Below are 20,752 nucleotides of genomic sequence, written 5' to 3'. Positions count from 1 at the left end.
GAGTCACCAGGTGAGCACCAGGCGCCCGCGGAGTCCGCCGGCTTCCAGTCGCCGATGCGCGTCGGCGGCCCGCTCGGCGGGCAGGGTGTCGGCGACGCGCAGGGTCAAGGCACCGGCCTCCACGAGATCTCGCAGAGTGCTGAGCACATCGGTGCGCGTGGTGTGCTCGGTCACGGACACCACGTGCCAGCTGATGGACCGTTCACCGGCGCCAACGTGCTGGCGGGCCGAGGTGACTGCGCCCCCGTCCCGGATCGCGGGCACGATGGCGTCGGTGTACAACGCCGCATCGACGACACCGTCCACCCCCGGGGGTACCCACTCGCGGATGCGCTCGGCCAGTCCGTCACCGCGGCGTACGACGACGTCTGCCCCCAATTGTTTGACGAGTTCGTCGTCGGTCTCGGCGGCGTCGGCAACCACCCGCAGCCCTTGATGTTTCGCCAGTTCTACCGCGTAGCCCCCCAGGGCTCCGGCGGCCCCGGTCACCGCGACGGTGCCGCCGGCGGGAACGGCCAGCGCTTCGAGCATCGCGTACGCGGTCACGGCATTCATCAGAAGAGTGGACGCCGCAACGGTTGTGGCGTCGCTCGGCGCCCGCACCACCGACCTGGAATCGGTCACGACGTATTCGGCATACGCGCCGACCTTGCCCATCGGGCTCAGCGTGAGTCCGACGACTCGCTCGCCAATGCCGATCGGACCACCGTCGGGGGCCTCGTCGAGAACACCGCAGAAGTCCCAGCCCGTCACGTACGGTGGATCGGGATAGCGGCCTCCCGGGAGAGTATCTGGCGGATAGTTGCGTTTCATCCATCCCGACCGTGCCGCCGTGTCGGCGGGATTGACCGCCGCCGCATGCACGCGTACCCGGACCTGCCCGGGCCCGGCATGGGGCTCCGGTAACTGCAAGGCCCGCAGTACTTCTGGGCCACCGAAATCGGTGTAACCGATTGCTTTCATACCCACCCCCAACCACATCTGTGTGGCCGATATTCCGGCATTTCTGGAGTATTCGCGGTACCTTTACATCTAATTCATGTGGGGGAGAAGCGCATTGGTGCATCTATCACTCGCCCATCGCGTAGAGCGATAGGCGTCTTTCGAAAGGTGTTCTGGTGGAGATGCTTACGCTGGAGCCGGTGACCGCTCGGGGACATTGAGCACCTTCTCGATGGCGGCGGGAACGTTCTCGACAGCCTCGGGGCCGCCTAGGGCCAACCGCATGAGATAGCCCGGCAGCACGCACAGCAGCAAGTCGGCGACGGCGGTCGGGTCGATTCGGACACCGGACTGAGGCGGCGCATCGGTGCTCAGCTTGGCGAGCGCGGTGCCGATGGCCTCGCGCAGATGCGCGGCCAGCGTCGCGTTGCGCAGGGCTTCCGACCACACCAGCACGGCGATGGCGGCGAAGCCGTCCTCGCCGTGACGGCGGGTGACGAAGTCGAGCACGGTCGCGATGGCCGCCTGCGGGGTGGCGCCATCGTCGATGGCTTGTCCGATGACGGCGACGACCCGCTCGAGGTTGTCGGCGGCGATCGCCTCGATGACAGCGTCCTTGCTGGGGAAGTAGCGGTACACCGCACCGGAGGACATTCCCGCCTCCTCGACCAGGTCGTGCATCGAGGCGGCGTGGAACCCGTTACGGATGAAGCAACGCCGCGCGGCCGCCAGGATGTGCGCGCGCCGCTCCGCGCGGTATTCGGGCGTGACTTTCGGCATACGGCTCAGCGTAGCACAAAAAAGCATGAACGTTCGCGTTTGACATCGTCCGACTCAGGGCACACCATAAAAGTGAATGTTCGTTCGCGTTATCCGACCCCTCGACCAGCAGCGGAGGTGACGGGCAGATGAGTGAGGCAAGCGACTTCGGGACGTTCGGCCGGTTCGTGGAGACACCGGTCGACCAGATGGACCCGGCCATGAAACAGGCCTACGAGTTCACCCGCGTGCTGCGCGGGCTCGTTCCGGGCCCCCACAAGATCTGGCTGGCCAACCCGGCGTTGTCCACGACGATCGCGCCGACCGGCGCCTATTTTCAGCGGCACTCCACGTTGAGCAAAGCCGAGATCGAGATCGCCACCCTCGTGGTCACCGCGCAGTGGCGCAGCGCGTACGCCACCTATGAGCACGAGATCATCGCCGAGCGCGCCGGCCGCCTCGACCCCCGGCGGGTCGAAGCGCTCATCGCGGGATCGCCGGCATCGTTCGACGACCCGCGAGAGCAGGTGGTCTACGAGTTGGCGTCCGCATTGGTCGCGCCACGGGTGGTGCCGACGGGTTTGTACCGGCGCGCCAGGGACCTCTTGGGCGACGCGGGCATCGTCGACGTGGCGGTGCTGCTGGGCTGGTTCACCATGGTGTGCCTGACGCTGGCCGCCTTCGACGTGCCGGCCAATGCCGAGGGGCTGGAGCAGTGAGCGGCCCCGCACATGGTCTGGGCGGCCGCCTCGACCTGGCCGACCGGGCCGCTCTCGACGACACCGCGCGGGAGTTGTTCGACGACATCACGGCCAACGCGCTGGCATGGGCGCGGCGCTGCGGATTCGCGGCGGCCACCGCAGACGGGCGCCTGATCGGGCCTTTCAATCCCAGCCTGCTCAACCCGGGGCTGTCCGCGGCATTCCTGAAACTGCAAGCGGCCGAACAGCAATGCACGTCGCTGGACCAGCGCACTCGGCAGGTGGTGCTCCTCACCGTCGGTTCGGTGTGGCGCGCCCCCTACGAGCTGTACGCCCACTCCGCGGTGGCCCGCCACGTGGGATTGTCGGAGTCGGTGATCGCCGAACTGGTCGCCGGCACCGAACCCGAGGCGCTCACCGACGACCAACGCGCCGCCCATCGCCTGGCCTGGGCGCTGTCCACCGATCATCACGTCGACGACGCGCTGTATGACGAAGCGAGGCAACGGTTCGGCGCCGCAGGGGTTTTCGACATCACCGTGCTGACCGGGATCTATCACACCGTCTGCGGCATTCTCAACGCCTTCGCAATTCCCGCTCCGGACGACCACTGACCATCGAGGATCACCATGCCGCTCCCACCGCTGCCCACCGTGACGCTCACCCCCGTGGCCCACTTCCCCCAAAAGTACTTCCTGGAGAACCTCGCCGTGCGCGCCGACGGCTCGCTGCTGATCACCGCCGTCCTACAGCGCGAACTGTGGTGGGTGCCGCCACCCCGGCCCGGCGCACTCGTCGACCCGGTTCTGCTGCACACCTTCGATTGCCCGGTCACGGGGATCGTCGAGGTCGCGCCCGACGTCTTCGTCGTCAACCTGACGCTGGCCTACACCACCGGGGAATCACACCTGGCCAGAATCGATCTCACCGACTGGGCGCCCGGACGACCCATGACGCCAGAGCTCATCTACACCTTCGACGAGCGAGCCCGCGGACTCAACGGCAGCTGCCTGCTCGCGCCGGGGGTGCTGGCGGTCGCCGACTGCTTCGCCGGCCTGATCTGGCGAGTCGACCTCGACCAGGATGCGCGGCAAGCCTCCGCGCAGGTCTGGCTGGCCCACGACACGATGGCCTTCGATCCCGACAGCGAGGTGCCGCCGCCCCCGCAACCGGGGGTCAACGGCGTACGTTACGGCCCACGCACCGGCTACCTGTACTACACCTCGACCGCGCAGAAGGTGTTCATGCGCGTCCCGGTCGACCCGTCGACGCTAAGCCCGGCTGGTTCAGCGGAATTCGTCGCCGCGATCGACAACGCCGACGACTTCTGCCTCGACGAACGCGCCGGGTTCGCATACGTCACCAGGCACCGCGCCAACACTCTCGACCGGGTGCCGTTGCAGCTGCGGCACGGCAGCGAGGTCCGCCACATCGCCGGTGACCCGTTCGACGACATCCTGGTCGGGCCGTCGAGCGCCGCCTGGGGCCGGGCGGACGGGGAGCGCGGCCGAATCGCCTACGTGACCACCGACGGCGGCACCACGGCCCCTCCCGACGGAGTGGTCCGGCGCGCCGCCGTGCTTCGCGTCGAATTGGACTACGCTGCAACGGCCCCGACGGGCGGCCCGGACGCATGACCCGGCACGTCGTCACTACCGCGCAGGCGTCGATCGACACCGTCGTCGACGGACACGGACCCGCCGTCGTCGTCATCCCGTCCTATGGACGCGACGCCGGCGGCGACTTCGACGCGTTGACCGCCGCGCTCGTCGCCGCGGGATACCGGGTGCTGCGTCCGCAGCCGCGCGGGGTCGCCGGCTCCTCCGGGCCGATGAGCGATGTCACCTTCGCCGACATGGCTGGTGATATCGCCGGGGTGATCGACGACTTGGCCGACGGGCCCGCGGTGATCCTCGGGCACGCCTTCGGCAACTTCGTCGCCCGCGTCACCGCCGTGCACCATCCCGACAAGGTGGAGGCGGTGATTCTGGCCGCTGCAGCCGGGAAAACCGTGGATCCACAGATTAATTCAGCCCCGATGCGCGCCGGTGACCTCAGCCTTCCCGACGCGGCCCGGCTGGACGCGCTGCGGACCGCCTTCTTCGCGCCCGGCCACGACGCCTCGATATGGCTGACCGGCTGGTACCCCGAAACCCTTGCAATGCAAGTGGCCTGCGTACACCACACCGATGTCACGCACTACTGGGACGCGGGGAACGCGCCGGTGTTCGAGATCATCGCCGCCCTCGACCCGTTTCACCACCGCGCCGAATGGGGCGACCTGCGCGCCCGCAATGGCGACCGCGTCAGCACCACCGTCATCGACGACGCCAGCCACGCCCTGTTCCCCGACAGCCCGGCGCCGTTGGCGCCGCGATCATCGAGTACCTTCGTCGTTGAATCCGGTGTGAGGCGGCGGTGATGACGAACGACATTCATTCGATGGTGATCGCGTCGGACTACCGCGTCCCGGACCCCAGCCGGGTATGGCCGCTGCTCGAGCGCAGAAAGGCGGCCCTGTCCGACATCGGCGCCCACCACGTCCTGGTCTACACCTCGACGCATGACTACGGCCGCGTGCTGGTGATGATCGGAGTCCACAGCCGCGAGCCGATCGTGGAGCTGCTGCGCTCGCGGGTCTTCTTCGACTGGTTCGACGCGGCCGGCGTCGACGACATTCCGGCGGTCTTCGCCGGCGAGATCGTCGACAGGTTCGTCCCGGCGCCCACCGCGACGCCCGAGGCGCCAGGCGTCGTGGTCGCCACCATCGCGTCCGTCCACGACGTGTCGGCCCTTACCGCCGAAGTCGCCTCGGCCACCGACAGATTCGTCGCGGCCGGCATCCGCAAGACCTGGATCTTCCAGGCCTTCGATGATGAGCACGAGGTGCTGATCATGTCGGAGCTGCCCGACGAAGAGAGCGCGCGGCGATGGATCGAGCATCCCGACGCCGCGGCCGAGTGGATGTCCGGCGCCGGAATGGGCCCCTACCCACCGATATTCGTCGGCCGATTCACCAACATGATGCGCATCGAGGCGGACTGAGCGGCCGGCGCGATGTTCGTGTGCCTGTGCAACGGAGTCACCAGCCAAGCGGTGACCGAGGCGGTCGAAGCCGGGGCCTGCACCACCAAGGATGTCGCCCAGGCTTGCGGAGCAGGCGCCGACTGCGGGCGTTGCCGGCGAACCGTCCAGGCGATGCTGCGCTCGTCCGACCCGGCCGGCGGACCCACTCGCTCCGGGCCCGGCTGACACGGCGCCCCTAGCGGCGAACGCTGCCGTCCGGCGATGTCGGCTGGACGAGTTCGACGAGCAGCGGCGGGATTTCGAGCCGCGGCAGGACCACCTCGACAAGCACCATGCTGTCGCGGTGCAGCGCGGCCGCGGTCAAGGCGTCATCGAGCTCGCCGTAGGTCCGCACCCGGAACGCCAGGTGATCGGCCACCCCCAGCGCGTTGGGAATGTCCGTCCACTTCCAATTCACGATGTCGTTGTAGGGCGCCGTCTCTCCGTGGATCGCCCGTTCGACGGTGTAGCCGTCGTTGTTGACCACCACGATCACCGGAGACAGCCCCTCCCTCGAGAAGGTGCCGAGCTCTTGGACGGTCAGTTGGGCGGCGCCGTCGCCGATCAGCAGCACGGTCCGGCGGTCCGGATGTGCGACCCCGGCGCCCAGTGCGGCGGGCAGCGTGTAACCGATTGAGCCCCAAAGGGGTTGGCCGATGAATGTGACGCCCTGGGGCAAGCGGTGGTCGGCCATGCCGTAGAAGGACGTGCCCTGGTCGGCGAGGACCACGTTGCCCGGTGTGAGGGCTGTGCAGAGGCGGTCCCACAGCATCTCTTGCGTCAGGGGTTGATCGCGCGGCGGGGGCGGGGGTAGATCGCCGGCGGTGGGCGCCGCCACCGGCCGCGACGTGATCGGGCGCCGGGTCAGGATGGTCGACAGCGCCTCCAGTGCGGCGCCCATCTCCAGCGGCGCGAAGACCTCGCCGGCCACACTGCTTTGGTACTGCCCGACATCGATGGTTCGCGCCGGGTCGATCCGCTGGCTGAAGAAGCCGCTGACCATGTCGGTGAATACCACGCCGGCGGTCACCAGCACCGGTGCCTCCTCGATCGCGGTGCGCACCGCCGGGACACTGGCCGAACCGGCGTAGATCCCCAGGTAGTTGGGCGAGCTTTCGTCCAGCAGGCTCTTCCCCCACATCAGCGTGGCGTAGGGCACCACGTCGGCCGTCAGCAGCGCCTCGAGTTCCTTGACCACCTGCAACCGGTGCACCAGCAAGTCGGCCAGCACGGTCAGCTTGTGGTCGGCGATGAGCTCGGACGCGGCCTCGGCGAACAGGGACAGCGCGCGCGGGCTGGTGCCACCGGCGTAGCGGGGCAGCGGATCACCGGGCGGCTCGGTGGGGAAGCGGGCCACGTCGGTGGACAGCAGGATGTATCCGGGGCGCTTCTGCTCGCGCACCTCCGAGAGCACCCGGTCGATCTCCCGGCGGGCGTTCGCGGGCATGAGGTTGGCCTGGGCACAGGTGATCTCGCGGCTGACCCGGAAGAAGTGCTCGAAGTCGCCGTCACCGAGCGAGTGGTGCAGCGCGCGCCGGGTGCCCTGCGCGTCTTTGGACGGTCCGCCGACGATGTGCACCACGGGCACCTGTTCGGCATAGCTGCCCGCGATGGCGTTGGCCGCCGAAAGTTCACCGACGCCGAAAGTCGTTACCACGGCTGACATTCCGCGTAGCCGGCCGTACCCGTCGGCGGCGTAGCCGGCGTTCAGCTCGTTGGCGTTGCCACCCACCGGATCCTGCGGTGGGCGACGATGTGGTCGAGGAATTCCAGGTTGTAGTCGCCGGGAACGCCGAAGATCTCGGTGACGCCGAGTTCGGCGAGGCGGTCCAACAGGTAGTCGCCGACGGTGTAGACGGGCTCGGTCGCTGCCTCAGGCACAAGCACGACGGTACCTCGGTCGAATCCGTTCCGGGCGGGACGCCGTTTCAGTATCGTGCGGGCCATGGCACTCAAGGAATCCCGCGACATCGTCATCGAAGCCAGTCCGGAGGAGATTCTGGACGTCATCGCCGATTTCGAGGCGATGCCCGAATGGTCCGAACCCCATCAGAGTGCGGAGGTCCTCTCGACCGGCGACGACGGGCGGCCCAGCCAAGTGAAGATGAAGGTGAAGGTCGCCGGGATCACCGACGAACAGGTGGTGGCCTACACCTGGTCGGACGACGCGGTGAGCTGGACGCTGGTGAGCTCCTCGCAGCAGAAGGCGCAAGACGGCAAGTACACCCTGATACCGCAGGGCGACGCGACTCTGGTCAAGTTCGAGCTCCTTGCGGACCCGAATGTGCCACTGCCCGGCTTCGTCCTGAAACGCGCCGTGAAGGGCACCATCGATTCGGCGACCAAGGCGCTGCGCGAGCGGGTGCTCAAGGTCAAGAAGGGCAACTAACCGCGGTGGGCGACGGCGGTCCCCTCGCCGGGGTGAAGGTGATCGAGCTCGGCGGGATCGGCCCGGGGCCGCACGCCGGGATGATGCTCGCCGACCTGGGCGCCGACGTGGTGCGCGTGCGGCGCCCGGGCGGCCTCACAATGCCGCCCGAGGACCGCGATCTGCTGCATCGCGGGAAGCGAATCGTCGACCTGGACGTCAAGGCGTACCCGCAGGCGCTGCTGGATCTCGCCGCCAAAGCCGACGTGCTGCTGGACTGTTTCCGTCCGGGCACCTGCGAGCGACTCGGCATCGGTCCCGACGAATGCGCGGCGGTCAATCCGCGACTGATCTTCGCGCGGATCACCGGCTGGGGGCAGGACGGGCCGCTGGCCCAGACGGCGGGGCACGACATCAATTACCTCTCGCGGACCGGCGCGCTGTCGGCTCTGGGCTACGCTGACCGGCCCCCGATGCCGCCGCTGAATCTGGTAGCCGACTTCGGTGGCGGTTCGATGCTGGTGCTGCTCGGCATCGCGGTCGCCCTCTACGAGCGTGAACGTTCTGGTCAGGGGCAGGTCATCGACGCGGCGATGGTGGACGGCGTCAGCCTGCTCGCCCAGATGATGTGGACGATGAAGTCGACCGGGGCGCTGCGTGACCGGCGCGAGTCGTTCCTGCTCGACGGCGGTGCCCCGTTCTATCGCTGCTACGAGACCTCCGACGGCAAATACCTGGCCGTCGGCGCCATCGAGCCGCAATTTTTCGCGGCGCTGCTGACCGGCCTCGGCCTGTCGCCCGACCAGGTGCCCGGCCAGCTCGACATCGGGTCCTACCCGCAGATGTACGAGGTCTTCGCGAAACGGTTCGGCAGCCGGACCCGTGACGAGTGGACGACCATCTTCGCCGGCACCGATGCGTGCGTCACTGCGGTGTTGACGTGGAGCGAGGCGGCGGCCGACGAACACTTGCGGGCGCGGTCCACGGTGATCACCGACCACGGCGTCGACCAGGCCGCGCCCGGTCCACGCTTCTCGCGCACCCCGGCCGCACCGGTGGGTCGGCCACCGGCGGCCACCACGCCGCTCGCCGAAATCGACTGGTAGCCAGCCTGTTACGCCGAACCATTCCGCACCGGGGCCGGCATTGCTAGGTTGAGCGCAGTGGCCGTAAAAGCATCACGGGAATTTGTCGTCGACGCGCCGCCAGAAGTGGTCATGGAGGCGCTGATCGATGTCGGCGTGCTGGCATCGTGGTCACCGCTCCACAAACACATCGAAGTAATCGACCGTTATCCCGACGGTCGGCCCCACCATGTGAAAACCACGATCAAGATTCTCGGGCTCGTCGACAAGGAGATCCTGGAATATCACTGGGGTCCCGATTGGGTCGTCTATGACGCCAAAGGGACTTCCCAGCAGCACGGTCAGCACGTCGAGTACAACCTCAAACCCGAAGGTCTCGACAAGACCCGCGTGCGCTTCGACGTGACGGTCGAGCCCGGCCGGCCGATGCCCGCCTTCATCGTCCGGCGGGCCAGCGAAAGCGTTCTTGACTCATCGGTAAAGGGCTTGTGCGAATTGGTAAAGCACTTCAAAGGTTCGACGGAGCCGGAATAGTCAGCGGCTCGCGCTTTTGCCTTCGTCTGCGGCTGAGCGGTTGCTAACTTATTAGTAGTGGCCGTTCAAGCGTCGTCGGAAATCGTCATTGACGCGCCTCCGGAAGTGATCATGGAGGCGCTGGCCGACATGGACGCCGTGCCCTCATGGTCGTCGGTGCACAAGCGGGTCGAAGTCGTCGACAAGCACCCCGACGGCCGACCGCACCACGTGAAGGTCACCATCGCGGTCACCGGCATCCACGACACGGAACTGCTCGAATACCACTGGGGGCCGGACTGGATGGTGTGGGACGCCCAGAAGACTGCCCAGCAACGTGGCCAGCACGGGGAGTACACCCTGACCAGGGAGGGCTACGACAAGACCAGGGTGCGGTTCGCCATCACCGTCGAGCCATTTGCGCCGCTGCCCGAGTTCTGGGTCAACCGGGCCCGCAAGAAGATCCTCGATTCCGCGCTGGAGGGGCTGCGCAAGCGAGTGGTCGGGGGCCTCGGCTCGGCCGGGTAGCCGGCCCGTCACCGCAGGGCGGCCAGCCGCCTGATCGCCTCGTCAAGGGTGTCTTCGCGTTTGCAGAAGGTGAACCGCACCAGGTGATTCCACACGTCGGGATGCGAGCCCGCCGGATCGCAGAAAGGCGACAGGGGAATGGCCGCCACCCCGACCTTTTCCGGCAGCGCCGCGCAGAACGCGGTGCTGTCGTCGTAGCCCAGGGGGCGGGGGTCGGCGCACAGGAAGTAGGTGCCGGCGCTGTCGTGCACCTCGAAGCCGATCTCGGACAGCCCGGCGGCCAGCCGATCGCGACGGGCCTGCAAAGAGCTGCAGAGCGCGGCCACCCACGCGTCCTCGGTGTCGAGCGCGAGAGCCACCGCGGGCTGGAACGGCGCGCCGCCGACGTAGCTCAGGTACTGCTTGGCCGCACGTACCCCGGCGATGAGTTCTGCTGGGCCGCAAGCCCATCCGATTTTCCAGCCGGTGCAGTTGAACATCTTGGCCGCGCTGGAGATGGTGATCGTCCGCTCGGCCATGCCGTCGAAGCCGGCCAGCGGCAGATGCCGGTGGTCCCCGAACACCAGGTGCTCGTAGACCTCGTCGGTGATCACCAACAGGTCGGCGGCGACGGCGACCTCGGCGATGGCGGCCAGCTCGGCCGCGCTGAGCACCGTGCCGGTCGGGTTGTGCGGGGAGTTGACGATCAGCGCACGGGTCCGTGGCGTCACCGCCCGGCGCAGGGCCTCGACGTCCAAGGCAAAGCCACGACCATGGGGCACCAGGGGCACGGCCACCCGGTGCGCGCCGGCCATCGCCAGCACCGGCGAGTAGGAGTCGTAGAACGGCTCGATCAGCAGGACCTCCGAGCCGGGCTCGATCAGGCCCAGCACCGCGGACGCGATGGCCTCGGTGGCCCCGACCGTCACCAGCACTTCGGTGTCGGGGTCGTATTCGATGCCGAAATGCCGCTGGGCCGCTGGGCGGCGATGGCGCGCCGCAGCGGTGCGACGCCGATGCCGGGCGGGTACTGGTTTTTTCCCTCGGCGATGGCGTCTTGGGCGGCCTTCAACATGGCCGCGGGCCCGTCCTCGTCGGGGAAACCCTGGCCGAGGTTGACCGCGCCGACCCGAGCGGCCAGCGCCGACATCTCGGCGAACACCGTCGTCGCGTACGGACGCAGTCGCGACACCGTCATGCTGGTCGAGCTTAGGGGGCTTCGGTGCCCGAGTGTCACGCCAGTGTGGCGCTCGCCGTCCAGCGTCACGCCAGCGTGTCCCCCGCAAGCGGGGGTTCCCCAGCTCGGCTCACTGACCAGCGGTGATCGGCCCAACCAACAGGTTGGCCGGGCACTTTGTTAGGGTGCGGTATCTGGACCTACCTTTAATACGGATCCGAAACCCACTTGCGAAGAGGAACTCGACATGTCCGAAGAAGCCTTCATCTATGAGGCCATCCGCACGCCGCGCGGCAAGCAAAAAAACGGTTCGCTGAACGAGGTCAAGCCGGTGAACCTGGTCGTCGGGCTGGTCGACGAGCTGCGCCGGCGCAACCCCGACCTCGACGAGAACCTGATCAGCGACCTGATCCTGGGCGTCGTGTCCCCGGTCGGTGACCAGGGCGGCGACATCGCCCGGACCGCGGCGCTGGTGGCCGGCCTGCCCGAGACCACCGGTGGGGTGCAGCTCAACCGGTTCTGCGCCTCGGGGCTGGAAGCTGTCAACACCGCCGCGCAAAAGGTGCGCTCCGGCTGGGACGACCTGGTGCTGGCCGGCGGTGTCGAGTCGATGAGCCGCGTCCCGATGGGCTCCGACGGCGGCGCCTGGGCACTCGACCCGGAGACCAACTACCGGATCGGCTTCGTGCCGCAGGGCATCGGCGCCGACCTGATCGCCACCATCGAGGGCTTCTCCCGCGACGACGTCGACGCCTACGCGCTGCGCTCGCAGCAGAAGGCCGCCGAGGCCTGGTCGGGCGGCTACTTCGCCAAGTCGGTCGTGCCGGTGCGCGACCAGAACGGTCTGGTCATCCTCGACCACGACGAGCACATGCGGCCCGACACCACAATGGAGGGCCTGGCCAAGCTGAAGACCGCGTTCGACGGCATCGGCGAAATGGGCGGCTTCGACGACGTGGCGCTGCAGAAGTACCACTACGTCGAGAAGATCAACCACGTCCACACCGGGGGCAACAGCTCCGGCATCGTCGACGGCGCCGCGCTGGTGCTGGTCGGCTCGGAGGCTGCCGGCAAGTCCCAGGGCCTGACCCCACGGGCGCGCATCGTCGCCACCGCGACCAGTGGTTCCGACCCGGTCATCATGCTGACCGGCCCGACCCCGGCCACCCAGAAGGTCCTCGACCGCGCGGGACTGACCGTCGACGACATCGACCTGTTCGAACTGAACGAGGCGTTCGCCTCGGTGGTGCTGAAGTTCCAGAAGGACCTCAACATTCCCGACGAGAAGCTGAACGTCAATGGTGGTGCCATCGCGATGGGCCACCCGCTGGGCGCCACCGGCGCCATGATCACCGGCACCATGGTCGACGAGCTCGAGCGCCGCAACGCGCGTCGCGCGCTGATCACGCTGTGCATCGGCGGCGGCATGGGCGTCGCCACCATCATCGAGAGGGTTTAAGACCATGGCAGAGAACACCATCCAGTGGGATAAGGATGCCGACGGCATCGTCACGCTGACGCTCGACGACCCCACCGGGTCCGCGAACGTGATGAACGACCCCTACAAGGAGTCGATGCACAAGGCCGTCGAACGCCTTGTGGCCGAGAAGGATTCGATCACCGGCGTGGTCATCACGAGCGCGAAGAAGACCTTCTTCGCCGGCGGTGACCTGAAGTCGATGATCCAAGCCGGCCCGGAGAACGCCGGCGAGATTTTCGCCGAGGTCGAGGGCATCAAGCGCGACCTGCGGGCCCTGGAGACCCTGGGCAAGCCGGTGGTCGCCGCCATCAACGGCGCGGCCCTGGGCGGCGGCCTCGAGATCTGCCTGGCTTGTCACCACCGCATCGCGGCCGACGTCAAGGGCCTCGTCCTCGGCTTCCCCGAGGTGACGCTGGGCCTGCTGCCCGGTGCGGGTGGCGTCACTCGTTCGGTGCGGATGTTCGGCATCCAGAACGCGTTCATGAACGTGCTGTCCCAGGGCACCCGGTTCAAGCCGGACAAGGCCAAGGAGATGGGGCTGGTCGACGAGCTCGTCGGCTCGGTCGACGAACTGGTTCCGGCCGCCAAGGCGTGGATCAAGGCCAACCCCGACGCGCACACCCAGCCGTGGGATGCCAAGGGCTACAAGATGCCCGGCGGCGCCCCGTCCAGCCCCGGGCTGGCCGGCATCCTGCCGTCCTTCCCCGCGCTGTTGAAGAAGCAGCTCAAGGGCGCGCCGATGCCGGCGCCGCGGGCCATCCTGGACGCGGCCGTCGAGGGTGCCCAGGTGGACTTCGACACCGCCAGCCGCATCGAGAGCCGCTACTTCACCTCCCTGGTCACCGGCCAGGTCGCCAAGAACATGATCCAGGCCTTCTTCTTCGACCTGCAGCACATCAACGGCGGGGGCTCGCGGCCCGACGGCATCGAGCCCGTCAAGATCAACAAGATCGGTGTGCTGGGCGCGGGCATGATGGGCGCCGGCATCGCCTACGTTTCCGCCAAGGCCGGGTTCGACGTGGTGCTCAAGGACGTCAGCCTCGAGGCCGCGCAGAAGGGCAAGGGTTACTCGGAAAAGCTTGAGGCCAAGGCGCTTCAGCGCGGCAAGACCACCGAGGAGAAGAGCAAGGCGCTGCTGGATCGCATCACGCCGTCGGCCGACGCCGCGGACTTCAAGGGCGTCGACTTCGTGATCGAGGCGGTGTTCGAGAGCCAGGAACTCAAGCACAAGGTGTTCCAGGAGATCGAGGACATCGTCGAGCCGAACGCTCTGCTCGGGTCCAACACTTCGACGCTGCCGATCACCGGTCTGGCGACCGGCGTCAAGCGGCAGGAGGACTTCATCGGGATCCACTTCTTCTCACCGGTCGACAAGATGCCGCTGGTCGAAATCATCAAGGGCGAGAAGACTTCTGACGAGGCGTTGGCCCGCGTGTTCGACTACACGCTCGCCATCGGCAAGACCCCGATCGTGGTCAACGACAGCCGCGGCTTCTTCACCAGCCGCGTCATCGGTACCTTCGTCAACGAGGCCTTGGCGATGCTCGGTGAGGGCGTCGAACCCGCCAGCATCGAGCACGCCGGCTCGCAGGCCGGCTACCCGGCCCCGCCGCTGCAGCTGTCCGACGAGCTGAATCTCGAACTGATGCACAAGATCGCGGCCGCCACCCGTAAGGGCGTCGAGGACGCGGGCGGTACCTACGAGCCGCACCCGGCCGAGGCCGTCGTGGAGAAGATGATCGAGATCGGACGCCCGTCGCGGCTGAAGGGCGCGGGCTTCTACGAGTACGTCGACGGCAAGCGCACCGGGCTGTGGCCGGGCCTGCGGGAGACGTTCAAGTCCGGTTCGTCGCAGCCGCCGCTGCAGGACATGATCGACCGGATGCTGTTCGCCGAGGCGCTGGAAACGCAGAAGTGCCTCGACGAGGGCGTGTTGACGTCGACCGCAGACGCCAACATCGGGTCGATCATGGGCATCGGCTTTCCGCCGTACACCGGTGGGAGCGCGCAGTTCATCGTCGGCTACGAGGGTGCGGGCGGTACGGGCAAGGAAGCCTTCGTGGCCCGTGCCCGCGAGCTGGCAGCCAAGTACGGCGACCGCTTCCTGCCGCCCGACTCGCTGGCCTAGGTCTCGCGGTCGCGAAAGCCCCCGAAGCGCTTGTCTTCGGGGGCTTTTGCGTGCGCTGACACGCGGGACATAAAGCGTTGCGACGGCGTACGGCGTGTCATCGCACCTGGTTATGTGTCTCGATGCTGGAAGAGGTAGTACCGTGCCGGCGTCTTCTCGGCGCGGTCCAGCTCGCGCTCGTCGCCGGCCGACAGCATCGTCCAGCTGGGCGCGAAGCGTCGTTCCATCTCGGTGTGGTCGATGCCGCGCACTCCCACCCTGCCGCCGGGAACGAATGCGACGATCAGCAGTCGCGCATCGGGGCCCGCCACCGCGCTGATCTCCCGGACATAGGCCTCACGATCGTCGTCGCTCATGTTGTGCAGGCAACCGTTGTCGACAATCAACTCGAAGTTCGAGCCGACGCCGGTCCGGCTCAGCTGTGTGACGTCGGCCTGGACGAAGTCGACCGCCGCGCCGGCGGCCCCGGCCTTGGCGCGTGCCCGCTCGAGGGGCTTGGCGACGAAGTCGACCGCGGTGACCTTCCAACCGTGCTGGGCGAGATAGATCGAGCAGTCACCGGTTCCGCACCCGACTTCGAGGGCCGAGCCCCGCGGGAGCGCAGGCGTGTCGGCCGTCCCCTCGACCAGGTTCCGCACGCTCTGCGCGAGCGGGTGACCGTCCCAGGGAGTGAAGCCGATGCGGTAGAAAATCCGAAACAGCGTCTGCTTGGAAGCCATACCCCACCCTAAGCGTGATCGCCGCGGGGTTACTTGGAGGCGGCGGCGATTCGGCGCCATTGCTCGCGCGGGAACACCTTCGGGTCGGCCAGCAGCACCTGGACGCACACATGGTCGGCGCCGGCCGAACGATGCTCGGCGACCCTGCGCATGATCGCCTCCTCGTCACCCCACGCGATGATGGCGTCGAAGAGCCGATCGCTGACCTGGGTGAGGTCCTCTTCGGTGAACCCGGTGCGCAGCAGGTTGTTGGCGTAGTTGGGCAACGCCAAATACGCCCGCAGCCAGTCGGTTCCGATGCGTCGCGCCTCGTCGGCGCTGTCGGTCAGGATCACCGTCTGCTCCGGCAGCAGCAGGGGGCCATCGCCCAAAGTCGAACGGGCAGAGGCGGTGTGGTCGGGGGTGACCAGGTAAGGGTGGGCCCCGCGGGCGCGGGTTGCGGCCAGGGTGAGCATCTTTGGGCCGAGCGCGGCGAGGACCCGACTTTCGGCCGGTACGGGACGTGGGGCGGCATCCAGCCCGTCCAGGAACGCCGCCGTGGCCGCCAGCGGTTTGCGGTACCGCCCGGGCTGGCCCGCGTCGATCAGCGGTGCGTGGCTGACCCCGATGCCGAGTAGGAAGCGGTCCCCGTGTTCGGCGGTCAAGGTCGCATAGGAGTCAGCGACCTCGCCGGGCGCATGCATCCACAGGTTGAGGATCCCGGTGGCGATCACGGTCCGCTTGGTGGCGGCCAGCAAGTTGCCGACCGCGTCGAACACCGGCCCGCCGACGTCGGGTATCCACAGCGCCGGAAAGCCCAATTCGTCCAATTCCGCTGCCGCATCAGCGGATTCAGACGGATCGCCGTATCGCAGTTGACTGCTCCAGATTCCCACACCGGCTAGTTCCATCGGCGGTCTTTCCTTTCGTTCGCTTGTAGGTCGGTCGCGCTGTAGTCGGGCACCGCCATCGAATCGTGCATCCGGACGCCGTTGGCGTTCAGCTTCGCCAGCGACCGCGAAAGCGACCCGGGCAACAGCGAAATCAGTCGGGCGCCATGGGTCAACCCCCACACTCCGAGTCGCGAGCCGGGGATGATGCCCTTGGCGGCGCCGCGCGCAAAGGCCCGGCTGCGGTGCACCGGTTCACGCATCTGCAATTCGTAGGCCGCGAACGCGCGCAGGTGGTCGCCGTTCGCCCCGGCGAGCTCTCCGGCCAGTACGTAGGCGCCAAGCACGGCAAGGCTGGTGCTGCCGCCCACCGCGGGTCCGGGGCAGTATCCCGCGTCGCCGACGAGGGTCACCCGCCGCCGGGACCATCGGTCCAGCCGCAGTTGGCTGATCGAATCGAAGTAGAACGTGGGCGTGCGGTCGACTTCGCCGAGCCAATCGTCCACCTGCTCGTGCATGTCGGCGAAAGTGTCGCGCAGGATTGCCTTCTGCCGCAGCGCATCCCGATGGTCATAGTCGAGCTCTTGTTTGGTGCGGAACAGGAAGACGGCGCGCGCGTCGTCCAGGTGCTCGGCGGTGTAGATTGCCGCGAGGCGGCCCACGCCGACGTGGCAGGTCATCTCGCCCTGGCCGGCCAGTGCCTTGGGCGCCGATACCACCGCCAGATAGCCGCCGAGGAATCGGGTGAGGTTGGCTTCGTCGCCGAAGGTCAGCTGTCGGACGTTGGAGTGCACCCCGTCTGCGCCGACGACGACGTCGAACCGGCGGGCCGGGGCATCCTCGAACGTCACCTCGCCGTCGTGGTCGATCGAGGTGATCGAGTCCCCGAAGAGGTACTCGACGTCGTCGCGACCGGCGGCGTAATAGATTTCGCTGAGGTCGTCGCGCATGATCTCCACGTGCCGGTCGGACGTGGCGGCGTAGATCTTGGTGAGGTCGATCTCGATGGGCCGGGGCCGGCCTTCCCGATGCATGGTCATGCGGTCCGTTCCGGTGGCGAGCGCCTCGATCTGAGGCAGGACACCCATCTCCGCCGAAATCTCCATCGCGGGACGGAACAGGTCGACGGCGTGGCCGCCGGTCTTGCGCAGGGTGGGCGCGCGCTCGACGACGGTGACGTCGAAGCCGCGACGGTTCAGCCAGTAGGCCAGCACCGGGCCGGCGATGCTGGCGCCGGAGACCAGTACGCGCACGCCGACCTCCCGCTTGCTTGTCGATGGGTAAGCCTAGCGGGGGCCTGGGGAGGGCTGCCCGCGGCAGCGGAGGGAATTGCCTTCTGCGCTGTGGTGGTGGGCGGCGGGTTAGAGTCCGTTGCTATGCGCTTCGGTCTCTTCATCCCGCAAGGTTGGCGAATGGATCTGGTCGACATCGAACCGGAGAAGCACTGGGCGGTGATGCGCGACCTGGCTGTCTACGCCGACAGCAGCGCGTGGGACTCGCTGTGGGTCTACGACCATTTCCACACCGTCCCGCTGCCGACGGCTGAGGCCACGCACGAGGCGTGGTCGCTGATGGCCGCGTACGGGGCGGTCACGTCGCGGATCAAACTCGGCCAGATGTGCACCGCGATGAGCTACCGCAATCCGGTGTACCTGGCCAAGGTCGCGGCGACCGCCGACATCATCTCCGGTGGGCGGATCCAGATGGGCATCGGCGGTGGCTGGTACGAACATGAGTGGCGCGCTTACGGTTACGGATTCCCGTCGGCCGGCGTGCGGCTGGCCCGGCTGGACGAGGGCGTACAGATCATGCGTGCTGCCTGGCGCGACGGCAAGGTCAGCTTCGACGGCAAGCACTACCAGGTGGACGGCGCAATCGTTTCCCCTAAGCCACTGCAGGACAACGGGATTCCGCTGTGGATCGCCGGTGGCGGTGAGAAGGTGACCTTGCGCATCGCCGCGAAATACGCGCAGTACACCAACTTCGCGCCCGAGCCCGAGGCGTTCGCGCACAAGTCCGAAGTGCTGGCGCAGCACTGTCAGCAGGTGGGCAGCGACTTCGAGGCCATCGTGCGGTCGGCCAACTTCAACGCGGTCGTCGGGACCTCCGACGCCGACGTCAAGGACAGGCTGCGGCGCGTCCGCGACCGGGTCGTCCGGTACGTGCCCGAGGCGGCCGCCGACGCGATGCTGGCCGCCGGCAGCGGACCCGATTCGGCGACGGGCACACCGGAACAGGTGATCGAGCGGATCGCCAAGCTCCGCGACCTCGGGTGCGAATACGCCATCTGCTATTTCCCGGAGGCCGCGTACGACCGCTCCGGCATCGAGTTGTTCGAGCGCGAGGTGATTCCCGCGCTCAGCTAGCCGTCAGATGTCGGAGGTGACATACCTCTTCTTGACGGGAGGCTCGGCCAGCAGCGGCGGCAGGTCGGTGAGGCGGCCTTCGCCGGCGCGAAACGCGCGATAGGCCTCGTCCTGCTCGACCGTGTCCCACAGTTCGTAGATCAGCCAGTGGGTTTCGTCGTCCTCGTCGACGAGCACGTCGGTACCGAGGTTCCCGGGAAACGCCCGGGTGTCTCGTAAAGCCCGGCCCATGACGTCGCGCGCCTGTGGCACGGCGTCGGGCTTGAATTTCAGTTCGAGTATCACCGTGACTGGCATGGTCGTCTCCTCGGTTGCGGCGGCGATCCCAACCTATCTGCCCGGCGCGGCCAAGAATGAGAATGCGGTTTCCACTTTTCGGAAAGCTGTTATACGGTTCAGTGAGCAACATTCTGTCGGCACACCGTGGACGCTTCTGGAGGATCCCCGATGCAAAAGGCGCTCGCCCCCGAGATCTCGACCTGGCCCGACGAGAGCCCACAGCTGATCGGCAGCCGGTGCGGCAGCTGCGGCGCCACCACCTTTCCGGTGCAGCAGTGGTGCCCGCGCTGCAGCCTTGGCGAGATGACCGACGTGTTGCTGCCGCGCCGCGGAACCCTCGTCGCGTGGACCACGCAGGGCTTCCCGCCCGGGGCGCCCTATGCCGGCCCGACCGGCAAGGACTTCGTTCCGTTCGGCGTCGGGTTGGTCCAGCTTGATGACGTCATCCGGGTCGAGGGGCGGTTGACGGAGAACGACCCGGCCAAGCTGGAGTTCGGCCAGGAGGTCGAGCTCACCATGATTCCGCTGACCACCGACGAAGAGGGCGCCGAAATCATGACGTTCGCGTTCCAGCCGGTCTAGTGGCGATCGCAAGCGCGGCCCACCAGCTACCCAGGAGAAGGTTGAGATGACCAACGATGTCGCCATCATCGGCGTGGGCCTGCATCCGTTCGGCAGGTTCGACAAGACCGCGATGCAGATGGGCGCCGAGGCGATTCAGTCGGCGCTGAGCGACGCCGGCGTGGACTGGAAGGACATCCAGTTCGGTTTCGGCGGCAGCCACGAGGTGTCCAACCCCGACGCGGTGACTCGCCTGGTCGGTCTCACCGGCATCACGTTCACCAACGTGTTCAACGCGTGCGCCACCGCGGCCAGCGCCATCCAGCAGACCGCCGACACCATCCGGCTGGGCAAGTACGACATCGGCATCGCCATCGGGCTGGACAAGCACCCGCGCGGCGCGTTCACCGACGACCCCGCCAAGCTGGCGCTGCCGCAGTGGTACGCCCAGAACGGGCAGTTCGTCACCACCAAGTTCTTCGGGATGAAGGCCAACAAGTACCTGCACGACCACAACATTTCGCAGGCCACCCTGGCGAAGGTGGCGGCAAAGAACTTTCGCAACGGTGCGCTGAACCCGAATGCGTTCCGGCGCAAGCCGATTGCCGAGGAAGAGATTCTCAATTCGGCCGTGCTCAACTACCCCTTGACCCAATACATGTTCTGTGCGCCCGACGAGGGGGCCGCGGCGGTGATCATGTGCCGCGCCGACATGGCGCACAAGTTCACCGACAAGCCGGTGTACGTGCGAGCCTGCGAGATCCGCACCCGCCGCTACGGTGCCTATGAAGTACATGCCACCTTCGCGCCGCTCGACGAGGACGTCTCCCCGACCGTCTACGCGGCCAACGCGGCCTACGAGGCGGCCGGCATCGGCCCCGAGGACGTCGACGTCGCCCAGCTCCAGGACACTGACGCCGGCAACGAGGTCATCCATATGGCCGAGACGGGCCTCTGCGCCGACGGCGAGCAGGAGAAGCTGCTGGCCGACGGCGCCACCGAGATCCACGGCTCGATGCCGGTCAACACCGACGGGGGGTTGATCGCGAACGGCGAGCCGATCGGCGCGTCGGGGCTGCGGCAGATGCACGAACTGGTGCGCCAGCTGCGCGGTGAGGCGGGCGAGCGCCAGGTGCCCGGCAGCCCGCGCGTCGGCCTGGCCCAGGTCTACGGCGCGCCCGGAACCGCCTCGGCGACCATCTTGTCGCTCTAGTAGCTGGCGGGCGCAGACG

The 20,752-nt window shown here is 67.6% G+C and carries 21 protein-coding genes and 2 pseudogenes; 15 read left to right on the top strand and 8 right to left on the bottom strand.

The features are described from left to right. Nucleotides 1-3: 3 nt before the first annotated feature. Nucleotides 4-963, bottom strand: a complete 960-nt coding sequence (locus A5773_RS15330; protein WP_066957671.1) for an NADP-dependent oxidoreductase — start codon at nucleotides 961-963, stop codon at nucleotides 4-6. Nucleotides 964-1,128: 165 nt separating this feature from the next. Further along, nucleotides 1,129-1,722 (bottom strand): TetR/AcrR family transcriptional regulator, encoded by a 594-nt coding sequence (locus A5773_RS15325; protein WP_066957669.1) that lies wholly within the window; start codon nucleotides 1,720-1,722, stop codon nucleotides 1,129-1,131. Between the two features lie 128 nt (nucleotides 1,723-1,850). Between A5773_RS15325 and A5773_RS15320 the strand changes: the two genes are divergently transcribed. The 6 genes from A5773_RS15320 to A5773_RS15295 are packed head-to-tail and all read left to right on the top strand — an operon-like array spanning nucleotide 1,851 to nucleotide 5,654. Then, on the top strand, nucleotides 1,851-2,420 hold the full coding sequence (locus A5773_RS15320) for a carboxymuconolactone decarboxylase family protein (RefSeq protein WP_066957666.1): 570 nt from the start codon (nucleotides 1,851-1,853) through the stop codon (nucleotides 2,418-2,420). Next, on the top strand, nucleotides 2,417-3,016 hold the full coding sequence (locus A5773_RS15315) for a carboxymuconolactone decarboxylase family protein (RefSeq protein ID WP_067791458.1): 600 nt from the start codon (nucleotides 2,417-2,419) through the stop codon (nucleotides 3,014-3,016). Before A5773_RS15320 ends, A5773_RS15315 begins: the two co-directional genes overlap by 4 nt. Before the next feature lie 15 nt (nucleotides 3,017-3,031). After that, the gene (locus A5773_RS15310) at nucleotides 3,032-4,039 is read left to right on the top strand and encodes a hypothetical protein (protein WP_066957662.1); all 1,008 of its coding nucleotides are present in this window, start codon (nucleotides 3,032-3,034) and stop codon (nucleotides 4,037-4,039) included. Then, the gene (locus A5773_RS15305) at nucleotides 4,036-4,824 is read left to right on the top strand and encodes an alpha/beta fold hydrolase (RefSeq protein WP_067791456.1); all 789 of its coding nucleotides are present in this window, start codon (nucleotides 4,036-4,038) and stop codon (nucleotides 4,822-4,824) included. Before A5773_RS15310 ends, A5773_RS15305 begins: the two co-directional genes overlap by 4 nt. Beyond that, nucleotides 4,821-5,447 carry a fatty-acid--CoA ligase gene (locus A5773_RS15300; RefSeq protein ID WP_197505491.1) on the top strand — a complete coding sequence of 209 codons (627 nt, stop codon included), beginning with the start codon at nucleotides 4,821-4,823 and terminating at the stop codon, nucleotides 5,445-5,447. Before A5773_RS15305 ends, A5773_RS15300 begins: the two co-directional genes overlap by 4 nt. A 12-nt stretch (nucleotides 5,448-5,459) precedes the next feature. Beyond that, nucleotides 5,460-5,654, top strand: a complete 195-nt coding sequence (locus tag A5773_RS15295; protein ID WP_067791454.1) for a bacterioferritin-associated ferredoxin — start codon at nucleotides 5,460-5,462, stop codon at nucleotides 5,652-5,654. A 10-nt stretch (nucleotides 5,655-5,664) separates the two neighbouring features. Here the strand turns inward: A5773_RS15295 and A5773_RS15290 are convergent. Beyond that, nucleotides 5,665-7,349, bottom strand: a pseudogene (locus tag A5773_RS15290) (alpha-keto acid decarboxylase family protein). Between the two features lie 64 nt (nucleotides 7,350-7,413). Here A5773_RS15290 and A5773_RS15285 point away from each other — a divergent pair. Genes A5773_RS15285 through A5773_RS15270 form a run of 4 tightly spaced genes read left to right on the top strand, consistent with a single transcriptional unit; the run spans nucleotide 7,414 to nucleotide 9,962 of the window. Next, complete coding sequence (locus tag A5773_RS15285; protein WP_066957657.1) at nucleotides 7,414-7,857, top strand: SRPBCC family protein; 444 nt, start codon at nucleotides 7,414-7,416, stop codon at nucleotides 7,855-7,857. A gap of 5 nt (nucleotides 7,858-7,862) precedes the next feature. Further along, nucleotides 7,863-8,942 carry a CaiB/BaiF CoA-transferase family protein gene (locus tag A5773_RS15280; protein ID WP_082948250.1) on the top strand — a complete coding sequence of 360 codons (1,080 nt, stop codon included), beginning with the start codon at nucleotides 7,863-7,865 and terminating at the stop codon, nucleotides 8,940-8,942. 57 nt (nucleotides 8,943-8,999) lie between these two features. After that, complete coding sequence (locus A5773_RS15275; protein ID WP_082948249.1) at nucleotides 9,000-9,455, top strand: SRPBCC family protein; 456 nt, start codon at nucleotides 9,000-9,002, stop codon at nucleotides 9,453-9,455. A gap of 57 nt (nucleotides 9,456-9,512) precedes the next feature. After that, complete coding sequence (locus A5773_RS15270; protein WP_066957654.1) at nucleotides 9,513-9,962, top strand: SRPBCC family protein; 450 nt, start codon at nucleotides 9,513-9,515, stop codon at nucleotides 9,960-9,962. 8 nt (nucleotides 9,963-9,970) lie between these two features. On the opposite strand, the pseudogene A5773_RS15265 reads toward A5773_RS15270, so the two are convergent. Continuing rightward, nucleotides 9,971-11,139: pseudogene (locus A5773_RS15265) on the bottom strand (pyridoxal phosphate-dependent aminotransferase). A gap of 226 nt (nucleotides 11,140-11,365) precedes the next feature. Between A5773_RS15265 and A5773_RS15260 the strand changes: the two are divergent. Further along, nucleotides 11,366-12,577 carry an acetyl-CoA C-acetyltransferase gene (locus A5773_RS15260; RefSeq protein ID WP_067265506.1) on the top strand — a complete coding sequence of 404 codons (1,212 nt, stop codon included), beginning with the start codon at nucleotides 11,366-11,368 and terminating at the stop codon, nucleotides 12,575-12,577. Between the two features lie 4 nt (nucleotides 12,578-12,581). After that, nucleotides 12,582-14,726 carry a 3-hydroxyacyl-CoA dehydrogenase NAD-binding domain-containing protein gene (locus A5773_RS15255; RefSeq protein ID WP_067791452.1) on the top strand — a complete coding sequence of 715 codons (2,145 nt, stop codon included), beginning with the start codon at nucleotides 12,582-12,584 and terminating at the stop codon, nucleotides 14,724-14,726. A 110-nt stretch (nucleotides 14,727-14,836) separates the two neighbouring features. Here the strand turns inward: A5773_RS15255 and A5773_RS15250 are convergent, their stop codons facing one another. From A5773_RS15250 to A5773_RS15240, 3 genes are read right to left on the bottom strand one after another with little or no spacing between them, the layout of a single operon-like run. After that, nucleotides 14,837-15,445 (bottom strand): class I SAM-dependent methyltransferase, encoded by a 609-nt coding sequence (locus A5773_RS15250; protein ID WP_067791450.1) that lies wholly within the window; start codon nucleotides 15,443-15,445, stop codon nucleotides 14,837-14,839. Nucleotides 15,446-15,474: 29 nt separating this feature from the next. Beyond that, a complete protein-coding gene (locus A5773_RS15245) occupies nucleotides 15,475-16,335 on the bottom strand; it encodes an LLM class F420-dependent oxidoreductase (RefSeq protein ID WP_067791448.1) in 861 nt (286 codons plus the stop codon). Continuing rightward, a complete protein-coding gene (locus tag A5773_RS15240) occupies nucleotides 16,326-17,567 on the bottom strand; it encodes an FAD-dependent monooxygenase (protein WP_067791446.1) in 1,242 nt (413 codons plus the stop codon). The genes A5773_RS15245 and A5773_RS15240 overlap by 10 nt, the downstream gene beginning before the upstream one ends. Nucleotides 17,568-17,690: 123 nt before the next feature. Between A5773_RS15240 and A5773_RS15235 the strand changes: the two genes are divergently transcribed. Further along, complete coding sequence (locus A5773_RS15235; RefSeq protein ID WP_067791444.1) at nucleotides 17,691-18,680, top strand: LLM class F420-dependent oxidoreductase; 990 nt, start codon at nucleotides 17,691-17,693, stop codon at nucleotides 18,678-18,680. Between the two features lie 3 nt (nucleotides 18,681-18,683). On the opposite strand, the gene A5773_RS15230 is transcribed toward A5773_RS15235, so the two are convergent. Beyond that, nucleotides 18,684-18,977, bottom strand: coding sequence for a putative quinol monooxygenase (locus tag A5773_RS15230; RefSeq protein ID WP_067791442.1), 294 nt, complete (start codon nucleotides 18,975-18,977; stop codon nucleotides 18,684-18,686). Nucleotides 18,978-19,127: 150 nt separating this feature from the next. On the opposite strand from A5773_RS15230, the gene A5773_RS15225 reads away from it, so the two are divergent. Then, entirely contained in the window at nucleotides 19,128-19,541 is a 414-nt protein-coding gene (locus A5773_RS15225) for a Zn-ribbon domain-containing OB-fold protein (protein ID WP_066957630.1), read from the top strand. 46 nt (nucleotides 19,542-19,587) lie between these two features. Continuing rightward, a complete protein-coding gene (locus A5773_RS15220; RefSeq protein ID WP_066957628.1) occupies nucleotides 19,588-20,733 on the top strand; it encodes a thiolase family protein in 1,146 nt (381 codons plus the stop codon). Nucleotides 20,734-20,752 lie beyond the last annotated feature (19 nt).

Origin of the sequence: Mycobacterium sp. 852014-52450_SCH5900713 (assembly GCF_001667075.1) — a bacterium.
GTDB lineage: Bacteria > Actinomycetota > Actinomycetes > Mycobacteriales > Mycobacteriaceae > Mycobacterium.
The sequence above is the reverse complement of the archived record's forward strand: the minus strand, read 5'-3'. Positions and strand labels throughout refer to the sequence as shown.

Bases quoted from the DNA above. Each gene is read 5' to 3' on its own strand.
- A5773_RS15225 (WP_066957630.1), top strand. From the start codon at position 19,128: ATGCAAAAGGCGCTCGCCCCCGAGATCTCGACCTGGCCCGACGAGAGC.
- A5773_RS15320 (WP_066957666.1), top strand. From the start codon at position 1,851: ATGAGTGAGGCAAGCGACTTCGGGACGTTCGGCCGGTTCGTGGAGACA.
- A5773_RS15305 (WP_067791456.1), top strand. From the start codon at position 4,036: ATGACCCGGCACGTCGTCACTACCGCGCAGGCGTCGATCGACACCGTC.
- A5773_RS15285 (WP_066957657.1), top strand. From the start codon at position 7,414: ATGGCACTCAAGGAATCCCGCGACATCGTCATCGAAGCCAGTCCGGAG.
- A5773_RS15295 (WP_067791454.1), top strand. From the start codon at position 5,460: ATGTTCGTGTGCCTGTGCAACGGAGTCACCAGCCAAGCGGTGACCGAG.
- A5773_RS15255 (WP_067791452.1), top strand. From the start codon at position 12,582: ATGGCAGAGAACACCATCCAGTGGGATAAGGATGCCGACGGCATCGTC.
- A5773_RS15330 (WP_066957671.1), bottom strand. From the start codon at position 963: ATGAAAGCAATCGGTTACACCGATTTCGGTGGCCCAGAAGTACTGCGG.
- A5773_RS15220 (WP_066957628.1), top strand. From the start codon at position 19,588: ATGACCAACGATGTCGCCATCATCGGCGTGGGCCTGCATCCGTTCGGC.
- A5773_RS15235 (WP_067791444.1), top strand. From the start codon at position 17,691: ATGCGCTTCGGTCTCTTCATCCCGCAAGGTTGGCGAATGGATCTGGTC.
- A5773_RS15310 (WP_066957662.1), top strand. From the start codon at position 3,032: ATGCCGCTCCCACCGCTGCCCACCGTGACGCTCACCCCCGTGGCCCAC.
- A5773_RS15230 (WP_067791442.1), bottom strand. From the start codon at position 18,977: ATGCCAGTCACGGTGATACTCGAACTGAAATTCAAGCCCGACGCCGTG.
- A5773_RS15260 (WP_067265506.1), top strand. From the start codon at position 11,366: ATGTCCGAAGAAGCCTTCATCTATGAGGCCATCCGCACGCCGCGCGGC.
- A5773_RS15245 (WP_067791448.1), bottom strand. From the start codon at position 16,335: ATGGAACTAGCCGGTGTGGGAATCTGGAGCAGTCAACTGCGATACGGC.
- A5773_RS15325 (WP_066957669.1), bottom strand. From the start codon at position 1,722: ATGCCGAAAGTCACGCCCGAATACCGCGCGGAGCGGCGCGCGCACATC.
- A5773_RS15250 (WP_067791450.1), bottom strand. From the start codon at position 15,445: ATGGCTTCCAAGCAGACGCTGTTTCGGATTTTCTACCGCATCGGCTTC.